Source organism: Acinetobacter sp. YH01021 (assembly GCF_013420255.1).
Classification (GTDB): domain Bacteria; phylum Pseudomonadota; class Gammaproteobacteria; order Pseudomonadales; family Moraxellaceae; genus Acinetobacter.
Genome location: NZ_VOYO01000023.1, coordinates 13335 through 35016 on the forward strand (window position 1 = coordinate 13335; position 21682 = coordinate 35016).

General features: G+C 45.3%; 15 protein-coding genes. 12 read left to right on the plus strand and 3 right to left on the minus strand.

The genetic code is table 11. The features are described from left to right. Positions 1 to 216: 216 nt before the first annotated feature. The 7 genes from ilvD (FTT86_RS13220) (at position 217) to FTT86_RS13250 (ending at position 9093) form a co-directional block, all read left to right on the plus strand. Complete coding sequence (gene ilvD / locus FTT86_RS13220; RefSeq protein ID WP_026055737.1) at positions 217 to 2046, plus strand: dihydroxy-acid dehydratase; 1830 nt, start codon at positions 217 to 219, stop codon at positions 2044 to 2046. Positions 2047 to 2243: 197 nt separating this feature from the next. Beyond that, on the plus strand, positions 2244 to 3551 hold the full coding sequence (locus tag FTT86_RS13225; protein ID WP_004647689.1) for an RNA-guided endonuclease TnpB family protein: 1308 nt from the start codon (positions 2244 to 2246) through the stop codon (positions 3549 to 3551). A gap of 126 nt (positions 3552 to 3677) precedes the next feature. Continuing rightward, on the plus strand, positions 3678 to 5363 hold the full coding sequence (gene ilvD / locus FTT86_RS13230) for a dihydroxy-acid dehydratase (RefSeq protein ID WP_004647688.1): 1686 nt from the start codon (positions 3678 to 3680) through the stop codon (positions 5361 to 5363). A gap of 177 nt (positions 5364 to 5540) precedes the next feature. Continuing rightward, complete coding sequence (locus tag FTT86_RS13235; protein ID WP_180181332.1) at positions 5541 to 6836, plus strand: RNA-guided endonuclease TnpB family protein; 1296 nt, start codon at positions 5541 to 5543, stop codon at positions 6834 to 6836. Positions 6837 to 7014: 178 nt separating this feature from the next. Beyond that, positions 7015 to 8337 (plus strand): hypothetical protein, encoded by a 1323-nt coding sequence (locus tag FTT86_RS13240; RefSeq protein WP_180181338.1) that lies wholly within the window; start codon positions 7015 to 7017, stop codon positions 8335 to 8337. Beyond that, positions 8318 to 8605 (plus strand): chorismate mutase, encoded by a 288-nt coding sequence (locus FTT86_RS13245; protein WP_004647685.1) that lies wholly within the window; start codon positions 8318 to 8320, stop codon positions 8603 to 8605. Before FTT86_RS13240 ends, FTT86_RS13245 begins: the two co-directional genes overlap by 20 nt. Positions 8606 to 8913: 308 nt before the next feature. Next, positions 8914 to 9093: a hypothetical protein gene (locus FTT86_RS13250; RefSeq protein ID WP_180181333.1), complete on the plus strand. Its 180-nt coding sequence runs from the start codon at positions 8914 to 8916 to the stop codon at positions 9091 to 9093. Positions 9094 to 9359: 266 nt separating this feature from the next. Here the strand turns inward: FTT86_RS13250 and FTT86_RS13255 are convergent, their stop codons facing one another. From FTT86_RS13255 to FTT86_RS13265, 3 genes are all read right to left on the minus strand, one after another. Continuing rightward, the gene (locus FTT86_RS13255) at positions 9360 to 10655 is read right to left on the minus strand and encodes a solute carrier family 23 protein (protein ID WP_004728924.1); all 1296 of its coding nucleotides are present in this window, start codon (positions 10653 to 10655) and stop codon (positions 9360 to 9362) included. A 306-nt stretch (positions 10656 to 10961) separates the two neighbouring features. Further along, positions 10962 to 13646, minus strand: coding sequence for a phosphoenolpyruvate carboxylase (gene ppc, locus FTT86_RS13260; RefSeq protein WP_180181334.1), 2685 nt, complete (start codon positions 13644 to 13646; stop codon positions 10962 to 10964). A gap of 149 nt (positions 13647 to 13795) precedes the next feature. Then, the gene (locus FTT86_RS13265) at positions 13796 to 14419 is read right to left on the minus strand and encodes a TetR/AcrR family transcriptional regulator (RefSeq protein WP_005268199.1); all 624 of its coding nucleotides are present in this window, start codon (positions 14417 to 14419) and stop codon (positions 13796 to 13798) included. 148 nt (positions 14420 to 14567) lie between these two features. Here FTT86_RS13265 and FTT86_RS13270 point away from each other — a divergent pair, with 148 nt between their 5' ends. The 5 genes from FTT86_RS13270 (at position 14568) to FTT86_RS13290 (ending at position 21358) form a co-directional block, all read left to right on the plus strand. Next, complete coding sequence (locus FTT86_RS13270) at positions 14568 to 15671, plus strand: efflux RND transporter periplasmic adaptor subunit (protein WP_180181335.1); 1104 nt, start codon at positions 14568 to 14570, stop codon at positions 15669 to 15671. Positions 15672 to 15673: 2 nt separating this feature from the next. Further along, complete coding sequence (locus FTT86_RS13275) at positions 15674 to 18811, plus strand: efflux RND transporter permease subunit (RefSeq protein WP_180181336.1); 3138 nt, start codon at positions 15674 to 15676, stop codon at positions 18809 to 18811. A 131-nt stretch (positions 18812 to 18942) separates the two neighbouring features. Beyond that, positions 18943 to 19320, plus strand: a complete 378-nt coding sequence (locus FTT86_RS13280) for a hypothetical protein (RefSeq protein ID WP_180181337.1) — start codon at positions 18943 to 18945, stop codon at positions 19318 to 19320. Positions 19321 to 19424: 104 nt separating this feature from the next. Then, positions 19425 to 20543, plus strand: a complete 1119-nt coding sequence (gene dnaJ / locus FTT86_RS13285) for a molecular chaperone DnaJ (RefSeq protein ID WP_005104999.1) — start codon at positions 19425 to 19427, stop codon at positions 20541 to 20543. A gap of 599 nt (positions 20544 to 21142) precedes the next feature. Further along, complete coding sequence (locus tag FTT86_RS13290; RefSeq protein WP_005105001.1) at positions 21143 to 21358, plus strand: cold-shock protein; 216 nt, start codon at positions 21143 to 21145, stop codon at positions 21356 to 21358. Positions 21359 to 21682 lie beyond the last annotated feature (324 nt).

Genomic DNA, 21682 nt, shown 5'->3' on the forward strand with positions numbered 1-21682 from the left:
TAGTAGATTTCATTAAGAAATTTTTATCGTCAGATCATCCAAATCTCTCTATAGACATTTTTGCCTGTATCTACACCCAAAAGGCCATCTTGTAAATCAAGGGCTTGTAGTATGATAGGTTTAAAATTCAACTGATTTAAGCTCCTTGTCAGTATGATTTAGCCAGAGTGGATCTGCCCGATTCATTGCAAGCTCAAACTTTGTTGGAAATATAAAATGCCTGACTATCGTTCAAAAACATCGACACACGGAAGAAATATGGCTGGCGCACGCGGTTTATGGCGTGCCACCGGCATGAAAGATGAAGATTTCGGTAAGCCGATTATTGCGGTGGTGAACTCGTTCACCCAGTTTGTACCGGGTCATGTGCATCTTAAAGACCTGGGTCAGCTGGTGGCACGTCAAATTGAAGCGTCAGGCGGCGTGGCCAAAGAATTCAATACTATTGCGGTCGATGACGGCATCGCGATGGGTCATGATGGCATGTTGTATTCATTGCCTTCGCGTGACCTGATTGCAGACTCGGTCGAGTACATGGTCAATGCCCATTGTGCCGATGCGATGGTATGTATCTCGAACTGTGACAAGATCACCCCAGGCATGTTAATGGCCGCGATGCGTCTGAACATTCCAGTAGTATTTGTCTCTGGCGGTCCAATGGAAGCGGGCAAGGTCAAAATCCGTGGCAATGAAAAAGCCATTGATCTGGTTGATGCCATGATTGTTGCAGCAGATGACAGCTTCACTGATGAAGAAGTTGCTGAATATGAACGTTCAGCTTGCCCAACCTGTGGTTCATGTTCAGGCATGTTTACCGCAAACTCGATGAACTGTTTGACTGAAGCACTTGGTTTATCGCTTCCGGGCAATGGTTCAACGCTGGCAACCCATGCCAACCGTAAAAAATTATTCGAGCGTGCGGGTCAATTGATTGTTGAAATCACTAAACGTCATTATGAGCAAAATGACTACAGCTTATTGCCACGTTCAATCGCGACCAAAGCAGCGTTTGAAAATGCGATGACTTTAGACATTTCCATGGGTGGTTCAACCAATACGGTTCTACATTTGTTGGCAGCAGCACACGAGGCAGAAGTCGACTTTACCATGACTGACATCGATCGTTTGTCACGTAATGTGCCAGTTCTTTGTAAGGTTGCGCCGGCGAAGCAGGACGTGCATATGGAAGATGTACACCGTGCCGGTGGCATCATGTCGATCCTGGGTGAACTGGATCGCGCGGGCTTGCTGGATACTTCTGTTCCAACCGTGCATGAAAAAACTTTAAAAGATGCCTTGGATAAATGGGACATCATCCGTACCGAAGATGAAGAGGTGTATCAATTCTTCAAATCGGCACCGGGCGGTGTTCCGACCCAGACCGCATTCTCGCAAGACCGTTACTATGCGCGCTTAGATGGTGACCGTGACAATGGCGTGATCCGTAATGCAGCCAATGCCTTCTCACAAGATGGTGGTCTAGCGGTACTTTACGGCAACATCGCGCTAGAAGGCTGTATCGTAAAAACTGCGGGTGTGGATGATTCAATCCTGAAATTCAACGGGACTGCACGTGTGTTTGAAAGTCAGGATGCTGCAGTTGAAGCCATTCTTGGCGGCAAAATCACTGCGGGTGATGTCGTCGTGATTCGCTATGAAGGTCCACGTGGTGGCCCGGGTATGCAGGAAATGCTGTATCCAACCAGTTACTTAAAATCGAAAGGTTTGGGTAAAGACTGCGCACTTTTAACGGATGGCCGTTTCTCGGGTGGTTCGTCTGGTCTGTCGATTGGTCACGTGTCGCCTGAAGCGGCTGAAGGCGGTGCAATTGGTCTGGTGGAAGATGGCGACCGTATCGAAATTGATATTCCAAACCGTACCATTCACCTGGCAGTGGATGATGCAACCATGGCAGCGCGCCGTGAAGCACAAGAAGCCAAAGGCTGGCAGCCTGCTGAACAGCGTCCGCGTAAAGTGTCTAAAGCACTGAAAGCGTATGCGATGCATACTACTAGTGCGTCGAAAGGTGCGGTACGTGATATCTAATTTGTAATTTTACAGATTTAAATAGCACTCCAGATGGGGTGCTTTTTTTATACAAGAAACTATCTTAAAATGAAAGAGGACTCCACCCGACAGTCAGGGTGGAGGTGAATTTCGTAAGTTTTTTAATTTAGCTTTAATTCGTTTTTATGTTAAAATAAAAGAAATATAACATTGTATTTAAATAAGTTTTAAAAAAAATGAAAATCAACAAGGCGTATAAATTTAGGCTTGAGCCTAATGAAGAGCAAGAGGTTATTTTAAACAATCTTGTTGGTTCTGCGCGTTTTGTTTGGAATCAAATTTTAGTTGTGTCATTTGAAATGTTTGCAAAGAATGAATTTATCAATGCAACCAATTTGGTGAATAAAATCACCAGTCTTAAAAAGAATCCTGAATATGCTTTTTTAGCAAATCATTCTAATGCTGTTTCCCTACAGCAAAAAATTCGTGATCTGGCTTCGGCTTGGACAAGGTTTTTCAATGCAAAAGAACATGCAAGATTAAAAGAAAATAAGCGTAAACCACGCAAGCCCAAATTCCTCAAACTCACTGATGGTTCTGAAATCCAGTTACGCCCACTGATGCCTAGATTTAAGAAAAAATCAGATGGTTACGATTCAATTAGATTGGTGCAATTTGATAAATATTGTCGAATTGAGGGTAATCGAGTTAAGCTGCCAAATGGCATAGGATTTGTGAAATTTAGAAAATCACAAGATATTCTAGGCACAATTAAGAATGTGACAATCAGTAAGAGATCAGGTCATTGGTATATTTCATTTGGCAGTGAAAAAGAGTTATTGGAAAATCCAGTACATCCATCCAAAACCGCAGTTGGTGTTGATTTAGGTGTCAAGAAATTAGTCACAACATCTGAGGGTGAGGTATTTAACCCAAAGAACAGTTTTAAAACCAACCAAATTAAATTAGCTAAACTTCAACGTAAGTTGAGCAAAAAAGTGAAGTTTAGTGAAAATTGGAAAAAGTTGAACACCACAATTAACAAGCTACATTATCATATTGCCAATATTCGGCATGACTACCTACATAAAGTCACGACAACTCTCAGCAAAAACCACGCAATGATCGTAGTTGAGGACTTAAAAGTAGCCAATATGTCGAAGTCAGCAAGTGGCACAATCGAGAAAAAAGGAAAGAATGTCAAAGCCAAGTCGGGCTTAAACAAGGCAATCCTAGATCAAGGTTGGTCAATGCTTGTTGATATGTTGGAGTACAAACAACAATGGCGAGGTGGTTTACTCGTTAAGATTGACCCGAAATACACAAGTCAAACGTGTAGCTCCTGCGGTCATGTTGCAAAAGAAAATAGGCTTACTCAGGCACATTTTGAATGTGTTGCGTGTGGCTTTAGCGAGAATGCGGATATTAACGCTTCTCGTAATATTTTGGCGGTGGGACACACCGTTTTGTCTGTGGAGGGTGGATGCGGTAAAGGTTGCCCGATGAAGCAGAAAGCAAGCGAAATCCGTGAGGAAGTCACCTAAGAGCTGATGCTTTTAGAATCCCCCACTTGAATAAAGTGAAAGTGGTGGGAGTATGTCAAACAATGGCCTTAAAATAAATTGTCCAAGACCGACACTTAAAATCGGTCATCGCCCAGGAAGAGAATAATGAGTAAAGATAATATCCGCGAGCATTCTGCCCCTGTTTATGAAGGTATTGAAAATGCACCGGCGCGTTCCATGATGCGTGCTACCGGTTTTAAAGATGCCGATTTTGAACGGCCATTTATTGGCATCGCTTCGACCTGGGCCAATGTCACGCCTTGTAATATGCATATTGATGGTCTGGCCAGAACCGTAGAGCAGGGCGTGAGTGCGGCGGGTGGCAAGGGCATTATCTTTAATACCATTACCATTTCAGATGGCATTTCCAATGGCACCGACGGCATGAAATATTCCCTGCTGTCACGGGAAGTGATCGCAGATTCGATTGAAACCGTGGTCGGCTGTCAGGCTTATGATGGTGTGATTGCCATTGGTGGCTGTGACAAAAATATGCCCGGCTGCATCATGGGATTGGCGCGCCTCAACCGTCCGGGGCTGTTTATTTATGGCGGAACCATCAAACCGGGTGAAGGTCATACCGACATGATTTCAGTGTTTGAAGCGGTGGGTCAATATGCCAAAGGTGAAATCAACGCGATTCAGGTCAAGCATATTGAAGAGGTTTCCTTGCCAGGTCCGGGTTCGTGTGGCGGTATGTACACGGCCAACTCGATGGCCTCTGCGATTGAAGCTTTAGGCATGAGCCTGCCGGGCTCTTCGGCACAGGAAGCGGTATCGGAAGACAAGCAAATTGACTGTGCCCGGGCCGGTGAAGCGGTGATGAACCTGTTGCGACTGGATATTAAGCCGCGCGACATCATGACCAAAGCCGCCTTTGAAAACTCGATTAAAGTCTTGATTGCGCTGGGTGGTTCGACCAATGGTGTACTGCATCTTTTAGCCATGGCACATACAGCAGGAGTGGAATTGAGTCTGGATGATTTCGTGCGGATTGGTAAAGATATTCCGGTGGTGGCCGACGTGCGTCCATCAGGTAAATATCTGATGTCAGAACTGATTGCGATTGGTGGAATTCAACCACTGATGAAGCGCATGCTGGATGCCGGCATGCTGGATGGCTCATGTCTGACGGTCACAGGTAAGACGCTGGCAGAAAATCTGGCCGATGTGCAGGACTATCCGGAAGGCCAGCAGATTATTCTGCCTTTTGATGCGCCAGTGAAAAAAGACTCACATCTGGTGATTCTAAAAGGCAATCTGTCACCGAAGGGCGCGGTCGCCAAAATTACCGGTAAGGAAGGACTGCATTTTGCTGGCCCGGCTCGCGTGTTTGAAGGTGAGCAGGGTGCCATGCGCGGTATTCTGGATGGCGAAGTCCAGCCGGGTGAAGTGGTGGTGATTCGTGGCGTTGGTCCCAAAGGTGGCCCGGGAATGCCAGAAATGCTGAAACCGACCTCTGCGATTATCGGGAAGGGCTTAGGCGCTTCAGTTGCCCTGATTACCGATGGACGCTTCTCGGGTGGCAGTCACGGTTTTGTGATTGGTCATGTCACCCCCGAAGCTTATGATGGCGGCCCGATTGGTCTGGTACAAAATGGCGACCAGATTTCAATTAATGCGGAAACCCGGGAAATGACCTGGCATGTGGATGAGCCGGAGATTGCAGCACGTCAAGCAGCCTGGATCAAACCAAAACCGAACTATACCCATGGAGCACTGGCCAAATTCGCCAAACTGACCTCAGGTGCAGAAACCGGGGCGGTCACTGACTTGAATCTTGACCTCTAATCCATTGTTAAACATTGAACATTTGTTTATCTTAATCGGGCGTAAGACCCTCACCGACAGTCAGGTGGGGGATACAAGCGAGTGGCGATAGCCATATTAAAGATAATGTTTTCTTGGTTTTATTGCTTATTTTTGCTATAATTCAAACACTACAATTCTTTTATAAACAATGATTTAATGAAGATTTTACAACACTACAAGTTTAGGCTTCTGCCTAACCAAGAACAGGAAATATTGCTTAATCAAGCAATAGGTTCTGCTCGTTTTGTGTGGAATCAAATTCTCGCTAAATCATTTGAAATGTTTGCTAAAGATGAATATATTCGTTACGAAAGCATTGAAAAAAAATTAGTGCCCCTTAAAAAAACACCTGAATTTTCTTTTCTTGGTCAAACATATTCAGCTTGCTTACAGCAAAAAATACGTGATCTTGCTCAAGCATGGGGTAAGTTTTACAACAAAAAAGAACAAGCTCGTTTAAAGCAAAACAAGCGGAAACCACGTAAACCCAATTTTTTTAAATTGGCTGATGGTGGTGAGATTCAGCTTAGACCACTCATGCCAAGATTCAAGAAGAAATCAGATGGTGAGCAATCTTTTAGACTTCCATTTGCAGATTGTGAGGTTATTGGTGATCGAGTTTCTTTGCCTAAAAAAACAGGTTGGATAAGATTTAAAAAATCACAAGAAATTGTTGGTAAAATCACAAGTATTACAATTAAGAAAATTTGTGGGCTTTGGTATGTTTCATTTTGTACTAACCGTGAAATCGAACAACCAATTCATCCATCAAAATCTGCAATTGGTGTTGATCTTGGCATTAAGCAATTAATTACAATATCAACAGGTCAGGTATTTGACCCAATCAATAGTTTTAAAGCCAATCAAGTAAAGTTGGCTAGGCTTCAACGCAAGTTGAGAAAGAAAACCGAATTTAGTCAAAATTGGAAAAAACTTAATTTAAAGATCAATAAATTACATCATCATATTGCCAATATTCGGCATGACTACTTGCACAAAGTCACGACAACTCTCAGCAAAAACCACGCAATGATCGTAGTTGAGGACTTAAAAGTAGCCAATATGTCGAAGTCAGCCAAAGGCTCAATCGAAGAAAAAGGAAAGAATGTTAAAGCTAAATCAGGCTTGAACAAATCAATCCTAGATCAAGGTTGGTCAATGCTTGTTAATATGTTGGTGTACAAACAGCAATGGCGAGGTGGTTTACTCGTTAAAGTTGACCCTAAATATACAAGTCAGACTTGTAGTTCATGTGGTCACGTTGCAAAAGAAAATAGACCTACTCAGGCTAAGTTTGAGTGTGTTAGTTGTGGTTTTAGCGAGAATGCAGATATTAACGCTTCTCGTAACATTTTAGCGGTGGGACACACCGTTTTGTCTGTCGAGGGAAGATGCGGTAAAGGTCGCCCTGTGAAGCAGAAAGCAAGTGAAATCCGTGAGGAAGTCACCTAAGAGCTTTTGCTTTTAGAATCCCCCACTTGAGCTAGTCGAAAGTGGCGGGAGTATGTCAAGACTTGATATAAGTTTTTACACCATGCAGGGCTTTGGCTCTGCGATCTTAAAAATAGATTATTCTGTACAGATTCAATTTTTTGAACTGCACACCGTCATCTTTGTCGAGGCCGAACTCATGTCCCTGTTACGCCGTTGGTTTGATCCAATCCGATCGAGTTGGTTTTACCAGAAACCAATCCGTCAAACGGTGTTATCTATTCAAGATGGGCTGAGTATCCATTTAAGACTGGATGATGTGTACAGCTATCTGGCGGTACAGCAGCTGCCCCAGCTCGAAGAAATTTTAAGTCCGCAGCTCAAGCCGCTGAAAGTAATTATTTCCAGTTCGCATGCAGCCCCCCCAAATCAGATGTCTTTTGATGAATGGCAGCACTACACCCTAAATGATGCCAAGATTCTGTCAAAACAGCATCGTTTCAGTTTTCATGATACGCCGGAATTACCGAGCGCTGAGGCCTTAAAACAGGCTGAACTGATTTTGCGGCATACACCTCTGCGTGGACAAGATTTCCTGTATTTGCTGGAAGATGTGTTTCATATGTTGTGGCAAAAACAGACCGGAAAATTACGAACCCTTTATGCCATGGCCAGTCGTCATCATCAGCCACAGAACTTTCCCGAACGTATTTTTGACCAGACCCCGATTCTGGCCAGCTATTTTAATTTAGGCGGACGCCAGTATCAGGCAGTCGATGACCTGTTGCGTCTGACCCGGCGTCTGGAGCAGCAAAAACTGCTGACCGGTAATCCGATTTTTATGATCGATCACATTGAATGGCGTGAGCATCTGATCAGTGATGCTGAAGAGCTGAACGAGATCCAGTCGATGGATCCGGAACTGGACTTGTATATCGCGCTGGAAGATCCGATCTCCTGGCTTTTGCTGGCCTATATCAAGGAAGAACTGGCCGATTATTATAATATCCAGTTGAATGTCTATCCCTTGTCCTATCGTGGCCGGGATGAGTTTGACTGGAGTCTGGCCACACGTTTATCCAAACGGACGGACGTAGAATTTACCCCGTTTTGCCGACCGACCGAGCAGGCGATTGCGCCAATGGCACAGTTATTTTATAGCTGTCCCGAGGAGCAGCGGATTGAGGCGATGTACCAGATCTTGCAGGCTGTCTGGACCCGTGGTGAAGACCTGTCTTATGCACCCCATTTCAAACTTTTGCAGCAACAGTTAAATATTGTAGATCTGACCCAGAACGATATTCTGGTGAAGCTGCAGGACAATGATATGCTCTGTGAAATGAAGTCGCAGCCGAACTTTCCGGTACTGGAACTGCGGATAGATGATCAAAGTTATACATTTAATAGCTTATATCGGGTCTGGATGATTGAAAGTATTTTCAGTAATGTGTTAGAAGAAAAGTATAAAAGTAATAATCAAACTGAAAGTGAACTGAAAAAACATGGAAAAGATCAAAGCTGAATCACTAGAACATGCACGTCAACAGATCGATGCCATTGATACAGCTTTAGTTGAGCTGATCGCTGCGCGTCAATTTTATGTTGATCAAACCACCCGTTTCAAAAAAACCGAAACCGATTTGCAGTCACCAGAACGTATGGAACAGATTGTAGAAAATGTTAGGGCATTGGCGCAAAAGCAGGGCCTCGATCAGGAGTTTATTGAACATCTATACCGTGAAATGTTCCAATACTTTATTCAACGTGAACTGAAAGAGTTTCGTCCTTAAACAGGCTCATTTCAGTTCAACTACGCCGGACGATCTTCAAGCTATGCAGGAGATCTTGCTGTAGCCATGGCGATTTTTAAGCATAATATCGCCTTTTTGCAAAAATAATTTATCCATAAAAAGCCCATTCAGCCAATTGCCTAAAGCCTTGCCTGGACAGGCTTTGCACGGTTTTATAGAAATTGTAGTAAAAAAAAGAAATTGATTTTATTAAATATTTTTACAATGTAAGTTTGATTTAATTTAAAAAGTATATATATTGTATATACATCTTTTGCAAAGCAGTCTTTATTTTGGAGAGATAAGCAATGAGCGAGCAAATCAAAAAAATAAAGACAGGCAAGAAAGATGGACAACTTTTAATTCGTATTCAGAGTACGGAGCGTGATGAATTTATTCGTCTCTGCGAAGAACTGGATACTAGTGCTGCTCGTGAATTAAGAAAATTTATTCGTGGTTTTATGAAACAACACAAGCCTAACGAATAGCCTTACTAGGGAGTAATACCATGGCTAAGCAAGTTAAATCTTTAAAGCAAGAAATCAAAGCACGTTTGAAAAAGATTTCAAAACAAAAAGGCAAATTGAAGCAACTGAAGCAAGCGCTTAAAAAACAGAAATAAGCCAACGTGAATCAATTGCCAGTCACTTAAAACAGTTCATTCTAGACAGACTGTTTTAGGCTACAAAAAAGACCGAACATATATGTTCGGTCTTTTTGCTTGCAACAGGCTGTGCCCAGGCATCGCTGAATTTTATTTTTTATCGACCAGACTGAAGAACCAGTTTAAGAACAGGGCTGCAAACGTTGCCGTACCAATACCACCCAGATTGAAGCTACCAAAAGTCAGGGCAAAATCACCCGTACCTAAAATAATGGTCACCGCAGCCACCATCAGGTTCTTGTTCTGCGAAAAATCGACCTTGTTCTCAATCCAGATTTTGGCACCAGCAATAGTAATCAAACCAAAGACTATAATCGAAGCACCGGTCAGAATCGCTGTCGGAATCGTATGAATAATCGCACCAAACTTAGGCGATAAACCCAGGAACACAGCAAAGACACCCGCGACGGCAAAGATGATAGTCGAGTAGACCCGTGTTACGGCCATCACGCCAATGTTTTCACCATAGGTGGTCATACCCGGCGCACCCACACCACCCGCTAAAGTCGTGGCAATACCATCTGCAACAAAGGCTTTACCAATATGCGGATCCAGGTTTTCACCGGTCATCGCACCTACGGCTTTAATATGGCCCAGATTTTCAGCCACCAGAATCAAGGCAATCGGCGCAATGATCAGCATGGCATTCAATTCAAAGGTCGGTGCATGGAAGGTCGGTAAACCGAACCAGGCTGCTTGCTGAATGGGAAGGAAGTTGATTGCAGTGCCATAACCCATGACATTGCTGAGCATGAAATAGATCAGATAGGCCAGTAACAGACCGACCAATAATAGCAGGCGTTGCAGCAGGCCTTTGGTAAAGACGGCAATCGAGCCCATGCACATCACGGTAACGAGAGACATCCACATATTAAAGGTGTTGCCCATGACGCTTTTAACCGTGACTGGAGCAAGGTTCAGGCCAATGATCATCACCACGGCACCGGTCACTACCGGTGGCATCAGCTTTTCGATCCAGCGGGTGCCCGTCGCCATGACCAGAAAGCCCATCAGCGCATAGAAGATGCCACATGCGATAATCCCGCCTGCTGCAACGCCAATATTCGGATTCAGTCCGCCACCACCCGCATAACCAGTTGCTGCGATGACCACACCAATAAAGGCAAAGCTTGAACCTAGATAACTTGGAACCCGGCCACCGGTGATTAAAAAGAACAGGATGGTACAGATCCCTGACATTAAAATTGCCAGGTTTGGATCAAAGCCCATTAAAAAAGGTGCCAGTACGGTTGCGCCAAACATGGCAAAGGCATGCTGTACACCCAAAACTACCGTTTGTGCGGGTGGCAAATACTCTGCGGTACCTACTGGTCGTGCATCGATACTGCCCTCATACGGGCGCCATTTGGGAAACCAACTGGACATAAAATGAGCACTCAAAAGATAAATTGTGCACATCATACTCCGGTTTTTTGGAAGTTTTAATCACTCCTTTCAACTTTTTGTTCAAGTTAATTCATTGACTTTTATTTATTTTTTATCAATTGGTAAATATTTTTAATATAAAAGTAGCGTTAAATCAGTGGATTAATCATATAGCTATGCTTAAAATTCACTCATAAAGATTTGTTATTTTAGTTATAAAAAATACGATGCAGTGAGTGGTTTTGGCCAATTCATGTACAAAAAAAGCACATCACCAGGATGTGCTTTGAATGCGAGGGCGAAAAATCAGCCGGTATTACGTAAACCGGCTGCAATGCCGGCAATGCTGACCATTAAGGCATGATCGACCGGGGTATTTTCAGCCTGCTGCTGTTCTAGATATAAACGGCGACGTTTCATCAGTTCAGCTTGCAGTAAGTGCAGCGGTAACAAATAGGGTTTACGTACTTTCATCGACTGATCCAGTACACCGTTACTGCTCAGGAGTTTCGATTCGCCTTTTAAGCTCAACAGGGTTTGTACAGCATCCTGCAAACGCTGACGCAGTTCTGTTCCCAGAACTTTAAGATCTTCATCCTGAGTCAAATGCGATTCATAATATAGCGCCACATTGGCATCGGCTTTGGACAGTACCATTTCCAGCATATCAATCAGGGTCTGAAAATACGGCCACTCTGCCAGCATCTCATCCAGTACCGTGCGTTGTCCCTGATCCAGTACCGCATTTAATGCAGCACCGGTACCGAGCCAGGCCGGTAACATCAGGCGAATCTGGGTCCAGGCAAAGACCCAGGGAATCGCTCGCAGTGATTCAATCCCACCACTGACTTTACGTTTCGCCGGCCGTGAACCCAGTGGCAGCATTTGCAGTTCAAGTTCTGGCGTGACGGTACGCAGGTATTTCACAAAATGCGGATTTTCCCGGACGGTCTGGCGATAGACCTGCACCGATAGCTCGGTCATTTGATGCATCAAGTCGCGCCATTCCTGTTTGGGTTCAGGTGGCGGGAGTAAGGTCGCTTCCAGTGTTGCAGCGGTATAAATTTCCAGATTCTGCAGGGCGATTTCTTCCAGACCGAATTTGAAACGGATCATTTCGCCCTGTTCAGTCACCCGGATCGCACCTGAAATCGACCCTGGCGGTTGAGAGAAGAGTGCCTGCTGGGTTGGCGCACCGCCACGGCTAATTGAACCGCCACGACCATGGAACAGGGTCAATTGCACGCCATGTTGTTGGGCAACTGCGGTCAGTTCTTCCTGGGCACGATATTGGGCCCAGTTGGCCGACATAAAACCAGCATCCTTGGCAGAATCCGAATAGCCAATCATGACCTCATGTTTGCCCTGAATATGCTGTTTGTACCAGTGCATATTGAACAGGGTCGACATGGTTGCGGCTGCGCCATCCAGATCTTTTAAGGTTTCAAACAGGGGAACCACCCGTAGCGCCTGCTTGATGCCGGCTTCTTTCTGTAGCAATAAAACCGCCAGCACATCACTTGGATATTCCGCCATCGAGATGATATAAGCACCCAGAGATTCGCTCGGTTGCTCGGCTAGCGTACGCATGGTGGCAAACACTTCCTGTACATCCGGATGTTCAATCAGGCTGCCTGCTGGCTCATTCAGATGTTTTGGCAGCAACGGACGTTTGCTTTGCAGCTCTTGCAGTAAAAAGTTTTGCCGTGCCTGTTCAGTCCAGGTTTCAAAATTCCCCAGTCCTAAATATTCGGTAATCGCAGAAATCGCCTGACGGTGACGACCCGATTCCTGACGGATATCCAGTTTTAGCAGTTCGATCCCAAAACTGTTGACCCGGTAAATAAAGTCCAGCAGGCTGCCATTGGCAATTTCGGCCAGATTGCAGTCCATCAGCGAACGGTAGCAGGTCAGGAGTGGCTTTAAAAGTTCGTCTTTACTTTTAATCACCAGACTGTCATCGGCATCATTGCCTTTTAATTTTTCTGCCAGCCAGTGCCGTGTGGCTTTCAGGCGGGTACGGGTGTCACGTAAATATTCACGGTAGGGTTCAGGATGGGGCTGGCCCAAGGCTTCGGAAATTTCCGGGCTACATTGCTGGATAGACAGTTCCCAGCGCAGGTTTTCAATATCGCGTACATAAAGGTCGGCTGCTTTCCAGCGCGACAGCCACAGCACTTCCTGGGTGACGGTATGGGTCACATTCGGGTTGCCGTCGCGGTCACCGCCCATCCAGGAGGCAAAACGTACCGGTGCCACATCTAGGGGCAGGTTCTGAGCACACTGTTCTGTGACCATGCTATTCAGTTCCCGGATAAATTTCGGAACCGCATTCCACAAGGTCTGCTCAATGGTGGTAAAGCCCCATTTGGCTTCATCAATCGGAGTTGGACGATGCTGACGGATTTCATCGGTTTGCCAGGCAGAGCTGATCAGCTGTTTCAGATCGGCCAGAACTGCCTGACGTTCACGTGGAGTCAGTTTCTGCTGGTCAAATTTGGACAGGGCATTATTGATACCGTCATATTTTTGAATCAGGGTACGGCGGCTGACTTCTGTGGGATGCGCGGTCAGAACCAGTTCAATTTTCAGTTCACAGATTTGCTGATACAGCGTATCGGCAGAAATCTCCTGCTGTTTAAATTTTTCAAATAAAGGCACCAGAGGATTGGGCGATTCTGCAGTGTCATCAAACTCGCTCTGACGGCGACGACGTACCACATGATATTGTTCGGCAATATTGGCAAAGTTTAAAAAGTGGGTAAAGGCGCGGGTCAGCGGCAGGATTTCTGCATCTTCTAGACTCAAAAATAGTTGTTCCAGTTGTTTTTCTGCTTCGACCTGTCCATCGCGAGCGCCTTTGGATAGGGCACGGATCTGCTCGATCTGATTAAACAAATCCTGCCCGGCATGTAATTTTAAGGTTTCCCCAAGCAAATTACCCAGTAAGCGTACGTCTTCGCGTAGTGGTGCATCAATCTGTTGAATCATTTTTTATTCCCTCACATGCATGCTTTGACTATACCGCGACTGCATGACAATCCAAGTCCCTTAGAGACAAAAGTTGCAGAGCATTGGCTGCTTTTTTAGCAAATTTTAGGCCACATATGGTTATCGGTGCTCGATCCTGAGAGAAGGCTTTAGTCAGGCAGAGCATATTTCAGCATAAACAGTTCAATGGCCTCGCTAATGATCTGTTGCTGTTCTGCGCTTGAAGGGGGAGGGCTGAGACCCAGCAGGATTTTCTGATGACGGGTTCCGGTCAGCAGGGACACGATCAGCTCGGTCTGTTTTTCTGGAAGATCGACCTGAATAAAGCTGTACTGTTGGGCCAGAGCAAAGAAATCATTCCAGACTGCATCCAGTTTGCTATGCGAGGCCTCATAAAACTGTTCTGCCAGAGGACTTTGCTGCGAGGCCAGTTCCATCAGTAACAGGTCCAGCTTGATCGCTTCTGGTAAATTAATAATATTTAAAGCGCGCTGACAGGCCTGATAAAACTCCTGCGCAAAGTCACTGCTCGGCTGCAAGAGCTGAGGATGTTCATGCAGAATGGCTTCACAGGTATCCTCAATCGCACAGCTAAACAGGGTCGCCTTGTCCTGAAAATGGTTATACACCGTCAGCTTGGTCACACCTGCCTCACGTGCAATCTGGTTCATGCTGGAGGCATGATAGCCATGCGCTAAAAACAGCGCTTTGGCCACGCTGAGGATGCGCTGACGCTTTTCCAGATCCTTGGGTCGTCCTACAGGTATTTGCACAATTTCTTCCAAAAAAAGTCAATACGGTCATTGCTTTGAAGCTTGAGTTTTAATTAGTGTACCGGGTGGTATATTAATTAAAAAACAAGCAATTCAATATATCAGCATAGTTTGCCCTAAAAAAGACGATCAGATAAGAGCGAATAAGATGAGCAGGATTTACAGCGTATTGGCTGGCATGGTGGTGCTTTGCAGCGTGACTTTAAGCGGGTGCAGCAAAGATACTGCTGCAGCAGAACAGGAAGTTCCCTTTGTCATGGTGGCCACACCCACCACTTCACGGCATGAATTAAAAAGTTATGCCGGTGATGTGCAGGCGCGCCAGCAAACAGCGCTGGCATTTCGGGTCGCTGGACAGGTGACCCAGCGCTTCGCCGATGTGGGTGACCAGGTCAAAGTCGGGCAAGTCCTGGCAACTCTGGATGTCAAAGATGCTCAGCTGCAGCTGAATGCAGCACGTGCCCAGCTGGAAAGCGCGCAGTCTGCCACTAAGATTGCTCAGGATGAATTACAACGTTTCAAGCAGTTATTGCCATCCAATGCCGTGAGCCACTCACAATATGACGCGATCGAAAACCAGTACAAGACCGCCCTGTCAAATCTGAAGCAGGCACAATCCAATTATGATACCGCTAAAAACCAGACTGCTTATAATCAGCTGATTGCCACCAGAAACGGCGTAATCACTGCACGCAATATTGAAACAGGTCAGGTGGTCGCTGCCGGGCAGGCGGCGTATGAACTGGCAATTGTCGGCGAGCGTGAAGTGGTGATTGGGGTGCCGGAACAGGCAATTGCTGAAATTAGGGTGGGGCAAGCGGCTCTGGTCACCTTATGGTCCAAACCTGAAGAAAAATTTGCCGCCATTGTCCGAGAGATTTCACCGGCAGCGGACCAGTCGCGTACCTTTCGGGTTAAAGTTTCCTTACGTGAAGGCAATGGCCAGATCCAGCTGGGGCAAAGTGCCCGGGTGTTTTTTCAGCACAGCCGCGACAATATGCTCAGTGTGCCGCTATCCAGTGTCTCGGCAACGGATCAGCAGGCTTATGTCATGGTGGTCCAGCCCGATCATACCTTACGTAAAGTCCCGGTCCAGCTCGGTGCCTATGGCCGGGACAGTGTTCCTGTACTCAGTGGGCTCAAGCCGGAAGACTATGTGGTGATTGGTGGCGTACATCTGCTGCGTAACCAGCAAAAAATCAATCCGATTGATCGTGAAAACCGTCGTGTGACCATTCAGGCAGGGAGTTAAGCATGAACTTTAACCTGTCGGAATGGGCTTTAAAAAATAAAGGTCTGGTGCTGTATTTCATGATCCTGCTGGGTCTGATCGGCATCGTCTCTTATTCCAAATTGTCACAAAGTGAAGATCCGCCTTTTACCTTTAAAGTCATGGTGATCCAGACCTATTGGCCGGGTGCCAGTGCCAAAGAAATCTCCCTGCAGGTCACTGACCGGATTGAAAAGGAACTGATGACCACGGGACAGTATGACCGCATCATGGCCTATTCGCGTCCGGGTGAATCCATGGTGACTTTTGTTGCCAAGGATTCCCTGGCTTCGAAAGATGTCGCTGATGTCTGGTATAACGTGCGCAAGAAGGTGGGCGATATCCGGCATGAATTGCCACAAGGGGTACAAGGGCCGTTCTTTAATGATGAATTCGGCGATACCTTTGGCAATATTTATGTGCTCAAGGGTAAAGATTTTGACTATGCGACCCTCAAGGAATACGCCGACCGCTTACAGCTGCAACTGCAACGGGTCAAAGATGTTGCCAAAGTTGAGCTGATTGGCCTACAAGACCAGAAAATCTGGATTGAGATTTCCAATACCAAGGCCATTCAGCTGGGCGTTCCAGTCATGGCGATTCAGCAAGCCCTGCAGCAGCAAAATGCCACCACCCAGTCCGGTTTTTTTGAAACCGGTTCAGACCGGATTCAGGTGCGGGTCAGTGGTGCATTAAACAGTGTTGAAGAATTAAGACAGATGCCGCTGCTGGTCAATGGCAAAACTATTCAGCTGGGAGATGTCGCAGAAGTCTATCGAGGCTTTAGTGATCCGGCACAGCCCCGGATGCGCTTTATGGGCGAAAACGGCATTGGTATTGCTGTATCGATGCGCAAGGGTGGGGACATCATTGCCTTGGGTAAAAATCTGGAACAGGAATTCGCCCGCCTGCAAAAAGCTCTGCCACTCGGCATGGAGCTGCAAAAAGTCTCCGATCAGCCGGTGGCAGTTAAACGCAGTATTAACGAATTTATGAAAGTGCTGGCAGAAGCGGTGATTATCGTATTGCTGGTCAGTTTTTTCTCGCTCGGTTTCCGGACCGGTCTGGTGGTGGCTTTCTCGATTCCGCTGGTGCTGGCCATGACCTTTGCCGGTATGCAGCTGTTTGATGTCGGACTGCATAAAATTTCCTTGGGGGCGCTGATTCTGGCCCTCGGTCTGCTAGTCGATGATGCCATTATCGCGATTGAAATGATGGCGATTAAAATGGAGCAGGGTTATAGCCGTTTACAGGCGGCCGGGCATGCCTGGCGCACCACGGCTTTTCCTATGCTGACCGGGACCCTGATTACCGCTGCCGGTTTTCTGCCGATCGCCACTGCAGCTTCGAGTACCGGGGAATATACCCGTTCGATTTTCCAGGTAGTGACCATTGCATTGCTGGTATCTTGGCTGGCCGCGGTACTGTTTGTGCCATATTTAGGCGATAAACTTCTACCGGATTTCAACAAAGATTTAATTCAAAAAGCGCCGTGGTACCAGCGTCTCTGGGCACGTCTGCGCAAACAGCCAGAACCTCAGCCGATTGTGCATCACGCCGGTAAACATTATGACCCCTATCAAACCCGGTTTTATCGGGGTTTTCGCCGTTGGGTCGATGCCTGTGTGACCTATCGTAAAACTGTCATTGCTGCCACGGTCGGAATTTTTATTCTGTCTATTTTAATGTTTAAGCTGGTGCCGCAGCAGTTTTTCCCGCCCTCGAACCGGGCTGAAATTCTGGTGGATCTCAAACTTGAAGAAGGTGCTTCCCTCAAAGCCACTGAAGCTGCAGTAAAAAAAGTCGAAGCCTTTTTATCGAAACAAGAGGGCATTGATAACTATGTGACTTATGTCGGGATGGGATCGCCGCGTTTCTATTTACCGCTCGATCAGCAGTTGCCGCAAACCAGTTTTGCCCAGTTTGTGGTATTGGCTTCATCGCTGGAAGACCGTAATGAAATCCGCAAATCCTTAAGTGACCAGATTCGAAAGTTATTGCCGGAAGTCCGTACCCGGGTGTCCTTGCTGGAAAATGGCCCGCCTGTGGGCTATCCACTACAGTTCCGGGTATCAGGTGAAGACCTAGAATTAGTCCGTGAATGGGCGCAGAAAGTTGCAGCCACCGTGGGAGAAAATCCAAATACCACCAATGTACATCTGGATTGGGGCGAGCCGAGCAAAGTCATCAAATTGCAGATTGATCAGGATCGTGCCCGTCAGTTGGGGGTGAGCAGCAGTGAACTGGCCAATGTACTCAACAGCTCGATTTTGGGGGCCGGCATTGATCAGTATCGTGAAAAACGTGAACTGATCGAGATCCGTTTGCGTGGTGCTCAGGCTGAACGCGTTGATGTCGCTTCTTTAAGCAGTCTGGCGATACCGACGTCACGTGGTCCCTCGGTACCTTTGGCGCAGCTGGCCAAAATAGAATACAGCTTTGAGGAAGGTCTGATCTGGCATCGTAACCGCTTGCCGACCATTACTGTGCGTGCCGATATTCGTAGCAAGTTGCAGCCCGCTACTGTGGTCAATGAACTCAAAGAGCCACTGGAAAAAATCCGGGCAGAGCTGCCGAATGGCTATCTGCTGCAAGTGGGGGGTACAGTTGAAGAATCGGCTCGTGGACAGAACTCGGTGAATGCCGGCATGCCTTTATTCCTCGCAGTCGTCATGACCCTGCTGATGATTCAGCTCAAGAGCATCTCACGGGCCTTTATTGTGTTCCTGACCGCACCTTTAGGCATTATCGGAGTGGTGTTATTCCTGTTAATTTTCAATAAACCTTTCGGTTTTGTTGCGATGCTCGGAACGATTGCCTTATCCGGAATGATCATGCGCAACTCGCTGATTCTGATTGACCAGATCGAGCAGGATATTCAGGCCGGAGAGTCGCAGTGGGATGCCATCATCAATGCCACAGTACGCCGTTGTCGTCCGATCGTATTGACCGCACTGGCTGCAGTTCTGGCCATGATTCCCTTGTCCCGCAGTATTTTCTTCGGGCCAATGGCGGTGGCGATTATGGGTGGTTTGATTGTGGCGACATTATTGACCCTGTTTTTCCTGCCTGCACTATATGCACAGTGGTTTAAAGTGAAAAAAAGTTTAAATTCTGTTTAAATTTGTCATAATTTCAGGTGCGAAATTTGGAAATTTTCAATATAGTAGCACCTGAGATTTTTATAATTTAAAAAAATAAGTAATTGCTGCATTGGCCGAGCTGCCAATACGGTAACGAGGTTGAACCGAACATGACTCAAGATACATTAACCAAGATGCGACGTTCCGTAGCGATGGCTTATGTCTTCATGTTTTTGGCCTTATTTACCCTGTTTAGTGGACTATTGGCTTACTGGTTCGCACGTAAAGTCACTCAAGTTGATTATGCTGAAGTCTGGTTACAGGCACAGGCGCTGTGGATCATGCGTAATATCGTGATTTATACCATTTTGGCGATCTTTGCTGCACTGTGGTTTATTCCCCTGTTTTTCTTTGCCTGGGACAGCCAGTTATGGGTCAAAGCCTGTGTGGTGACCGGAGTGATTTTCAGCTTTATTGCTTTTATTTTCCTGATCAATGCCTGGTTTAAAGGCTTCTATAAATTCTCTCAAAACAAAGCTGTGTTCTAAAGCGTATAATTTTTTTCATATTTCCCCTTGTAAAACTCGGTTTGACCCCAATTTCAGACCTCAGTTGAATATTAAACAAAATTCCGTGAGGAGCATCGCCAGACATGGCTAAACGTGATTATTATGAGGTTTTGGGTGTCGCTAAAACCGCTAGTGATGATGAAATCAAAAAAGCCTACCGTAAGTTGGCGATGAAATATCATCCAGACCGTAACCCGGACAATGCTGAAGCTGAAGAGAAATTCAAAGAAGCAGCAGAAGCCTATGAAGTGCTCTCTGATGGTGAAAAGCGCAGCATGTACGACCGTATGGGCCATCAGGCCTTTGAAGGTGGTATGGGCGGCGGTGGCGGCTTCGGCGGTGGTTTCAGCGCAGAAGACATTTTTAGCCAGTTCGGTGATATTTTCGGTGGTGCTTTTGGTGGCGGCGGTGGTCGTGGCCAGCAACGCGCACGCCGTGGTTCTGACTTACGCTATGTGATGGAACTGACCCTGGAAGAAGCGGTCAAAGGCGTCAAGAAAACCATTACCTTTACTGCACCGGCACCGTGTGATGCCTGTGATGGTAAGGGTTCAAAAAATCCAAACGATGTAGAAACCTGCCGTACCTGTCATGGTGCTGGTCAAGTGCGCATGCAGCAAGGTTTCTTCTCCGTACAGCAAACTTGTAGTACCTGTCGTGGTCAGGGCAAGATCATCAAGAACCCATGTAATAAATGTCATGGTTCAGGTGTGTCGGATCGTCAGCAAACTCTGGAAGTCACTATTCCTGCGGGTGTGGATAATGGCGACCGCGTTCGCTTGACCGGTAAGGGTGAAGCAATCCGTGATGGTCAGTCAGGTGACTTGTACGTAGAAGTGGTGGTGCGTGAGCATGAAATCTTCCAGCGTGATGGCGCTGACCTGTATATGGATGTGCCGGTATCAATTGCTGATGCAGCCTTAGGTAAGGAAGTTCAGATTCCTACGCTAGATGGCCGTGTTAGTCTGAAAATTCCTGAAGGTACGCAAACAGGTAAACTGTTCCGTTTACGTGGTAAGGGTGTTAAACCGGTACGTACCAGCATGCAAGGTGACTTGCTGTGCCGTATTGTGGTAGAAACTCCAGTCAACTTAAGTGCACGTCAACGTGAACTGTTAAAAGAACTGCAAGAAACCATGGATGGTGAAGATAGCAAATCATCACCAAAGAAAAAATCATTCTTTGATCGTTTGTTTGATTAATTGAGTGAAAGTAAAAAAGGATGCTGAGGCGTCCTTTTTTATTATGTAGATAAGATACTCTAGATTAGAAGATGCTATTTATTGTTTGATAAGTCTCGCTTAAACATAAAAACCGCCTAAAAAGCGGTTTCTGTTTTTATATTTGACTATCTAAATAGAAAGTATGAGTCCAAATTTGGAGGGTGATAGATATTTTGTAAGTGAGAAAAAAGCATCATTCCCGAAATTAAAAAGGCCAATATTGTTATTACAGAGCTATATAATCGCATTCATTACTTATCAAATTTACCAGTACAGCAGATTACTCTTATTTTGTTATCATGACAATGAAAGCTTAATCTTATTGAAATAATTATAAATTTTACTTTTTAATAAATAAAATAAATATATATATAAGAAAACTTGATTAATTAAATTTTTCGTGTATAGTTAACTTAACTAGAAAAAAGTCTTGTTTCGGTAAATCTTCTTTAAGTATCGTAGTTTTAGTCATAATCCTTCGTTTTTTTTCAGATTTTAAGTCTCATTCTTTATTATTTCAAAGTTATATTCAGTCAATAAATTGACTAAAAAATTATTAAAAATTATTAGGATATATTATGTCAAACTCAAATGTTGTTAAAGGTACTGTAAAGTGGTTCAACGAAACTAAAGGTTTTGGTTTTATTCAACAAGAATCAGGTCCAGATGTTTTCGCTCATTTCAGTGAAATTGCGAGTTCAGGTTTTAAAACCTTGCTTGAAGGCCAGCTGGTTGAATTCAGTGTAGCTCAAGGTCAAAAAGGACCGAATGCTGTAAATATTGTTGCTATCTAAGCAAGAATAAACAGTAAAAAAAGCACTTAATAAGTGCTTTTTTTATCGTTCAAATTTAATTTTAAGTTATTTTCCAAATTGGAAAAATCTTTAGAAAAACAGGATTCAAGTTGTTAAAAATAAATGATTTAATTGCAAAATCTAAAAATGGTACTGAAATTATTGTTTCGTTAATTCCTCTCAATAAAATGCAAAATAGAGATGGATCCGTAAATTTGAACAACTCCTATAAGTGATATTCTGCTCCTCAAATGATGTTATAAACATCAATATATGGAGTATTTTATGGCACGTAGACCAAGAAGAAATCATTCAAATGATTTT

What these genes read in the sequence shown, in the direction of transcription:
- FTT86_RS13280 (WP_180181337.1), top strand. Translation starts at nt 18,943, where the DNA reads ATGACTCAAGATACATTAACCAAGATGCGACGTTCCGTAGCGATGGCT.
- ilvD (WP_026055737.1), top strand. Translation starts at nt 217, where the DNA reads ATGCCTGACTATCGTTCAAAAACATCGACACACGGAAGAAATATGGCT.
- FTT86_RS13250 (WP_180181333.1), top strand. Translation starts at nt 8,914, where the DNA reads ATGAGCGAGCAAATCAAAAAAATAAAGACAGGCAAGAAAGATGGACAA.
- FTT86_RS13255 (WP_004728924.1), bottom strand. Translation starts at nt 10,655, where the DNA reads ATGTCCAGTTGGTTTCCCAAATGGCGCCCGTATGAGGGCAGTATCGAT.
- FTT86_RS13240 (WP_180181338.1), top strand. Translation starts at nt 7,015, where the DNA reads ATGTCCCTGTTACGCCGTTGGTTTGATCCAATCCGATCGAGTTGGTTT.
- ppc (WP_180181334.1), bottom strand. Translation starts at nt 13,646, where the DNA reads ATGATTCAACAGATTGATGCACCACTACGCGAAGACGTACGCTTACTG.
- FTT86_RS13235 (WP_180181332.1), top strand. Translation starts at nt 5,541, where the DNA reads ATGAAGATTTTACAACACTACAAGTTTAGGCTTCTGCCTAACCAAGAA.
- FTT86_RS13290 (WP_005105001.1), top strand. Translation starts at nt 21,143, where the DNA reads ATGTCAAACTCAAATGTTGTTAAAGGTACTGTAAAGTGGTTCAACGAA.
- dnaJ (WP_005104999.1), top strand. Translation starts at nt 19,425, where the DNA reads ATGGCTAAACGTGATTATTATGAGGTTTTGGGTGTCGCTAAAACCGCT.
- FTT86_RS13245 (WP_004647685.1), top strand. Translation starts at nt 8,318, where the DNA reads ATGGAAAAGATCAAAGCTGAATCACTAGAACATGCACGTCAACAGATC.
- FTT86_RS13270 (WP_180181335.1), top strand. Translation starts at nt 14,568, where the DNA reads ATGAGCAGGATTTACAGCGTATTGGCTGGCATGGTGGTGCTTTGCAGC.
- FTT86_RS13225 (WP_004647689.1), top strand. Translation starts at nt 2,244, where the DNA reads ATGAAAATCAACAAGGCGTATAAATTTAGGCTTGAGCCTAATGAAGAG.
- ilvD (WP_004647688.1), top strand. Translation starts at nt 3,678, where the DNA reads ATGAGTAAAGATAATATCCGCGAGCATTCTGCCCCTGTTTATGAAGGT.
- FTT86_RS13275 (WP_180181336.1), top strand. Translation starts at nt 15,674, where the DNA reads ATGAACTTTAACCTGTCGGAATGGGCTTTAAAAAATAAAGGTCTGGTG.